The organism is Pirellulales bacterium (assembly GCA_035939775.1).
Lineage (GTDB): Bacteria > Planctomycetota > Planctomycetia > Pirellulales > DATAWG01 > DASZFO01.
Window position 1 is genome coordinate 1 of the sequence record DASZFO010000157.1, and the last position, 3,678, is coordinate 3,678.

Here is a 3,678-nt window from a genome sequence, read left to right on the forward strand (position 1 = left end):
GGACAGTTCGAATTGACCCCGGAGCTCTCGGCCGATGTTCGTTTGAATGACATAGTGAGAGAAGGCCGAGTTCCGGGCGTCCGGTAGGTCTGATCCGGGTTCGTCGTGGGCGCGATCCAGCCATTTCTGCGCCATGGCTACAAAAGATGCACGGAAATCCAAATCGGAAATCTGCTGCGCCATTGTGAGGCGCTCAGCCGCAATCTCTCGGCGTTTATCCAACCGGTCATCCGGCATCGCTCATACTCGACGTCCCATGGGGGCAATCGCCCCGCCGTCAATTGGTTCCGGATATCTACCGGCCGGCATGGCGGCCGAAATGGCGCCTGCGAGCTATCGAACACGGGGTCTCCGATAGTCCTCGATCGTCAAAAACAGGGGTACAAGGCCGGTACGCCTGATTTGTACTCCTTCAAAATGTTGTGGTCCGATTGGTTTGAGGGGGCTTGGCCATCACGCGGCGTTCCGCGCCCTTGGCGCCGCTGAGAAAATTGCCTTAACTGTTAGTGGCTTGGTGAGCCGATAATTATCCACCGCATCGCTTTTTTTTCCTGGTGTGCAATCTTGTACAGCTGCCTCGGGGGCGACGACGCATCCTTCCCGGATCAAACCATGTCGGGGCGAACAGGGGTGCATCATGCACGATTCGCAACGCTACCGGGATAGTGCGGCTGCGTGCCTGTTGGCAGCTCGAGACGCCTTCGAACCTCACTACCGCAAGCTCCATCTCTCTATGGCCGCCTCATGGCTCTCGCTCGCCCGTCAGGATGAGGCAATGGAGGATCTGCTCGTGATCTCGAACACGGCCGGGCGGACCACGGCCGAAACGGAGGCCGACAATGAACGAGTTCAGTTATTTCAACATCCGCGCGCAGCATCATTCCCGGCTTGCCCCGGAGGCAAGTGATCCCAGGCTGAAGGCGGCCCATGAAGCAATCGCCGCCCATATGTCGGCCAAGGTGGCGACGGCCGATCCGAATCGTAAAGTTGTCCTGGTCGATGGCGTAGTTGTGGATTCGTACTGGTCGCCCGGCCGGCGCCCCGGCGGCGCCGTCGACGTCTTCGGCGGCCGGGTTCCATCGTCTGGATCGTGCCGCAACGCCCGCGATGGATACGTCGCCAGCGGGCCGGCGAAGCGGTGGCACGCCCGCCGGGATCTACCACCCCGACCCTTGACGCCCGTGGGCTTCGCGGATCATCGGCTCGCTCATCCGGCCGAGTGGGCTCGTTATCCGGTCGTTGTCCATCGGGCCGCGGTTGTGACGTCGGGCGCTCGCGCGACGACCTGGCGATGCCACGGCGAATTTTCGACTGCAGGACCGCCGAAACGCTTTATGGAATTTCCGGCGAAGAGATGTTGAAGGCGATGAGTGAGGAGCGGACGTGATCCCAAAGACGGATGAATACCGCGCCAAGGCGGCCGAGTGCGCAAAGCGCGCGCAAGAGGCCAGCAATAGTACAATGAAAGAAGTGTGTCGGGATATGGCGCGCATGTGGCTGCATCTGGCCCAACAAGCGGATATGGACGCGGGCCGACCGCGGAGCGAGAAATCGTCTTCTGACAATCAGTCCTGACTTGAGCACCCGTCTGCGCGGACAAAGACGACGTTCCAGCATGGGGCCTCCCCGGTGATTCCGTAACGCAGATAATCTCAATAGTTTGTCTGAGACTTAAATCGAAGGCGCTACTTTCGTGGCAATTGGCATCGTCCCCCCGATCGTGTCCTGGATCAGAAGCGATCTCTGTGGCCGACCACCGCATGTCCGCACGTGTTTCCCGGACGCGGCGGCGATTGGCGATATATGTGCTAGTCCATGCGCGTCCCGGGACTTGCAGTTCAGGCATTACCTGTTGAGAAGTTACCGCCGCGGAGTTTCGCAACTTCGCCAAAAACTCAAGCGGTACGTCTGGCCGATCTCCCCGAGAAGTGTCGATCAATCGCTGCTTGAGTCGCGGACATGCATTAACCGCCTGATAGGTATGATTTGCAATTTCCGGCCACCCATCGCCACAATGGCCTGCCGGAATCGGGCACGCGTAGCGATTTAAGCAAAGATTGAAACAGGATCGGAGAGTCGATGACCAATGCCATTGCGCGCTGGACAATAATCGCATTCGCGCTGTTCCCGATCGCAACAGTCGCCGAGCCGATCAAGCTCAAGATGGCGTACTTCGCGTCGGACCGAGAACCTCCCTATATCTCCCTGCTCAAGCCGTTCGCCGACGCGGTCAACAAGGAGGCAAGTGGCATCATCGAAATCGATCCCTATTCCGGTGGCGTGCTCGGGCGAAGCTATCTTCAACAGGCGCAGCTGGTGCTGGACGGCATCGCAGATATGGCTTGGGTGAATCCGAGCCTGACGCCTGATCGGTTTCCAGACAACGACGTGATGGAATTTCCCGGCCTGTTTCGCGATCTGAAGGAGGCCACGCTGGTTTACATGCGGGTCGTGGCGTCCGGAGCATTGAGGGGATACGAGGATTTCTTCGTAATCGCCGCCGTCGCCAATTTCCCGCTGATGATCCACACCCGCTCGCCTATCAAATCGCTTCCTGACTTACGTGGCAAAATTCTTCGAGTCAACAACGTCATTGAGGGCAACGCACTCAAGGCAATCGGCATAACGCCGCTCGTCATGCCGGTCAACGAGGTCGCCCTGGCGATCGGTCGGGGCACAATCGACGGCGCGACCTTACCTCCAAACGCACTGTTTGCCTATGGCGTTTCGCGCATCACCAGATTCCATTATGCCGCGCCCCTCGGGGCGGCACCGCTCGCGCTTCTGATGAATCGGAAGAAGTTTGAGTCGCTGCCGAAGGCCGGCCAGGACGTGATCCGCAAGTACAGCGGTGGATGGACGGCAGCGCGTTACGTTGAAGCTTACGATGCCAACAACATTCGAGCGATGAAGGACCTCCGGTCCGACCCCAATCGCCAAGTGATAACGCCGCCGCAAGCGGAGCTCGACACGCTCCAGGCCACATTCGAGACGGTGCTTGAGACGTGGCGCAAAGAAAGTCCGCGAAACTTGGAGCTTTTGAAGCTGGTCGAAACGGAGATCGCGAAGGTGCGATCCGAACACCGAGGCGGCGATTTCCAGTGAGCTGGCCGGACGACAGAATTACTCGAAGCGGCCGATGCGATCGGGTACGAGACAACAGGATCAGAATGCAAGTCGTATGGAGAGAGCTGCGATGCTGAAGACCTTGGTGCGCTGCGCGGTGACCGCGTTGATGCTGTTGCCGTTTGCTGCGTTTGGCGAGCCGATCAAGCTGAAACTGGCGTATTTTTCGTCCGACCAGACCAAGATTTATATATTCGTAATCAAACCTTTTGTGGACGCGATAAACGGAGACGAGCAGGGCGGCATAATAATCGAGACATATCCCGGCGGCGCCCTCGGCAAGGACCCTGGCCGGCAACTGCAACTACTCCGGACCGGAGTCGCCGACATCGCTTATGTTGCGCTGGGGCCGGCGGCCGATCAGTTTGGAGACCACGCGGTGATCGAGCTTCCTGGCCTGTTTCGAGATATGCGGGAAGCCACTCTGGTTGCTACCCGGCTGGTCGATTCGGGGATCTTGCAGAGATACGACGAATTCTTCATCGTTGGAGCATTCGCAACCGAGCCGGAGACTATTCATACGCGTTTGCCCGTTGCATCACTCGACGACTT

Annotated in this window: 4 protein-coding genes; 3 read left to right on the forward strand and 1 reads right to left on the reverse strand. The window is 58.8% G+C overall.

Annotated elements, in window-relative coordinates; all coding sequences use genetic code 11:
* A partial coding sequence (locus VGY55_10160) for a hypothetical protein (protein ID HEV2970344.1) occupies positions 1-237 on the reverse strand: 237 nt, incomplete at its 3' end.
* Positions 238-637: 400 nt separating this feature from the next.
* Between VGY55_10160 and VGY55_10165 the strand changes: the two genes are divergently transcribed.
* The 3 genes from VGY55_10165 to VGY55_10175 all read left to right on the forward strand — a co-directional run.
* Complete coding sequence (locus tag VGY55_10165; GenBank protein ID HEV2970345.1) at positions 638-907, forward strand: hypothetical protein; 270 nt, start codon at positions 638-640, stop codon at positions 905-907.
* A gap of 1,172 nt (positions 908-2,079) precedes the next feature.
* Positions 2,080-3,105 carry a TRAP transporter substrate-binding protein DctP gene (gene dctP, locus VGY55_10170; protein HEV2970346.1) on the forward strand — a complete coding sequence of 342 codons (1,026 nt, stop codon included), beginning with the start codon at positions 2,080-2,082 and terminating at the stop codon, positions 3,103-3,105.
* 91 nt (positions 3,106-3,196) lie between these two features.
* Positions 3,197-3,678, forward strand: a 482-nt coding sequence (locus VGY55_10175; GenBank protein HEV2970347.1) for a hypothetical protein, incomplete at its 3' end; no start/stop codon positions are given.